At 61.2% G+C, this 2,466-nt stretch carries 4 protein-coding genes; all 4 read right to left on the bottom strand.

Annotated elements, in window-relative coordinates; genetic code table 11:
• A partial coding sequence (locus tag GCT13_RS47400; RefSeq protein WP_193727986.1) for a nitrogen fixation protein NifZ occupies positions 1 to 253 on the bottom strand: 253 nt, incomplete at its 3' end.
• 33 nt (positions 254 to 286) lie between these two features.
• Positions 287 to 685 (bottom strand): HesB/IscA family protein, encoded by a 399-nt coding sequence (locus tag GCT13_RS47395; RefSeq protein WP_152768406.1) that lies wholly within the window; start codon positions 683 to 685, stop codon positions 287 to 289.
• Positions 686 to 750: 65 nt separating this feature from the next.
• Positions 751 to 945 (bottom strand): 4Fe-4S binding protein, encoded by a 195-nt coding sequence (locus GCT13_RS47390; protein ID WP_087740486.1) that lies wholly within the window; start codon positions 943 to 945, stop codon positions 751 to 753.
• 67 nt (positions 946 to 1,012) lie between these two features.
• The coding region (nifB, locus tag GCT13_RS47385; RefSeq protein ID WP_152768405.1) for a nitrogenase cofactor biosynthesis protein NifB at positions 1,013 to 2,466 on the bottom strand (1,454 nt) is incomplete at its 5' end.

The raw sequence follows: 2,466 nt of genomic DNA, 5'->3' as shown, positions 1-2,466 counted from the left end.
GCTCCTTTTCGCGCATGCCCACCAGGTGATCAGTTTCAACGAAGTGAACTGCATAGATGTAGAACCGCTGCAGGAACGTGTCGATCCTGGTGACGTAGCCTACGTCGCCCCTGTTCGCGAGAATCTCGCCCATATTCTTGCCGGTGTATGTACCGTCGTTGCGGATTACCGAGCGCGCGACCACACGCTCTCCAATACTGAATGACGGCGCAAATGCAACCTCGATGGCGTCGTCGTTGTGGAAGTCATGCATGACCTGCTCCCGCGAAAGGCCGAACTGCGTACTTCACGATACTGGYGGTGGCAACAAGGGASGTCCGTGTCCGATCCGACCCACGTCAACGCGCGTGACACTGTGTTCGCCTGCGCTGGGGGCAACATCAGGTCCGTGATTGTCCTTCACGAACGCAAAACCCGACCGGTCAGGCGTGTCGACGAAGTCGATCGTCACACCGTCCAGCAGCAGGCGGCTTTCCGCCGGCAGGAATAGACGCAGGCCATTGATCTCCATCGCCTCGTCGCCTGGCTGCGCCTCGGTTACCGCACTGAATCCGGCATCGTATCCAGAGCAGCCGCCGGAGTTCACAAGCAGACGAAAACCCGCACCAGACGGCAAGCCGGAAAAACGAACCATACGGCGCATGAACTYTTCGGCGGCGGACGTAACGGTAAGGTTGGGCAGCATCGTGTCAATCTCCTCAAATTGAGCRGTCGTTAGACTGCAGGCAGTACGATGCGCGGAGAACAGGGCTAGGCCGGAACGATGCATCCGTCCACGGGGCACACCGCCACGCATTGCGGCGTATCGAACTGTCCTTCGCACTCCATGCATTTCTTCGGATCGATTGCGAAGACACCGCCTTTCTCACAGATGGCGACATTTGGGCACTGCGGCTCGCAGGCCGAGCAGCCGGTGCACGTCGACGCAATGATCTTCAGGGCCATGCGACACTCCTTGCAATGATGATCTGTGTAAGCCGGGCGAAACAGGCATGACTATCCTGCCTGCCGCTCAAGCGGCGGCATCCGCAGTCGCAGCCATCAACGCGCTCTGCCGGATTGCGGCCTCGCCACGTTCCTCGTGCACGATCACGCCGCCGGCGACACGGCTGCAATAGTCGGCGAACCACGCAAGCGCCGCCTTTTCGATGAATTCGCCCGCGTACTGGTCCACCGGCTCGACGCCCGCGCGCGATAGCTCCTTGCGCGGACACGCGCCAATCTTTGCGACCAGCACGGCATGGCAATCGCTGATCGCGCCGATGAGCCGCGGCAGACCCTCGTCGTCGCCATAGCCGCCATGGCAATAAAGGTCCACGCGACGGTGGCCAACAAAGAACGCTCCGGTAGCGCTGATCTCGAAAATCTGGAACTCGCGGACGTGCCCGAAATGTGCGTTCACCCGGCCGCGCCCCTTTGTCGCGACGGCGATCAGGGCCCTCCGGTCGCCCTGCACTTCGCGCCCCTGCACGAAGGCGAGCGCCTCCTGTTTCTCACCACGCTGCACATCGACTTCGGCTTCCAGGCGGCGCTGATATTCGCGGCGGCGGTCGAGGTCATACCCGATTTCCATGTGGTCGATCCTGTCGAGCGTGAACTCCTCGCGGCGATCCTCGCCGAGGAGCCCCACCGCGTCCGCACGGCACTGCCGGCAATGGCGCATCAGGTTCGCGCCGCCCATGCAGGCGTCCTGCACGCTCTTCAGCTCACGCGCAGTCGGGCCGCGCTGTCCGCGCAGGCCGAAATACGTGCCATGCTCCGGTTCCGAGATCAGCGGCATGATGTTGTGCAGGAACGCACCGCGCCTCTTTACCTCGCGATTTACCTCGATCAGGTGTTCGTCGTTGATGCCCGGAATCAGCACCGAGTTGATCTTCGTAAGTACGCCACGCGCACCCAGCATCTCAAGCCCTCGCATTTGCCGCTCGTGCAGGATGCGCGCGGCCTCCTTGCCCGTGACTCGTCGGTGGCCCCAGAAAATCCACGGATATATCTTTTCGCCGATGACGGGATCGACCATGTTGATGGTGATCGTCACGTGGTCAATGTTGTGCTTGCAGATCTCGTCGACAAGGTCCGGCAACGCCAGGCCATTCGTCGACAGGCATAGCTTGATATCCGGAGCCCGCTCGCGAAGCATGCGGAAGGTGTCGAAAGTTTTTTTCGGATTGGCCAGTGAATCCCCGGGACCCGCAATGCCGAGCACGGTCAACTGCGGAATCCGGGCGGCGACGGCCACCACCTTTTTTACTGCCTGCTCCGGCGTCAGCTTCTGCGACACAACGCCGGGCCGCGACTCGTTCGAACAGTCATATTTGCGATTGCAGTAGTTGCACTGAATGTTGCAGGCCGGGGCCACCGCCACATGCATGCGCGCATAATGACGATGCGCCTCTTCCGAATAGCACGGATGGTTCTTTACCTTTTCCCACACCTCTGTCGGCAGACCGTCGGGTATGCCCGACG

Origin of the sequence: Paraburkholderia franconis (assembly GCF_009362735.1) — a bacterium.
Classification (GTDB): Bacteria; Pseudomonadota; Gammaproteobacteria; order Burkholderiales; family Burkholderiaceae; genus Paraburkholderia; species Paraburkholderia franconis.
Note: the sequence above shows the minus strand (reverse complement) of the source record. Positions and strands in the feature narration are given on the sequence as shown.

Coding starts and splice junctions, on each gene's coding strand:
- GCT13_RS47390 (WP_087740486.1), bottom strand. CDS start 945: ATGGCCCTGAAGATCATTGCGTCGACGTGCACCGGCTGCTCGGCCTGC.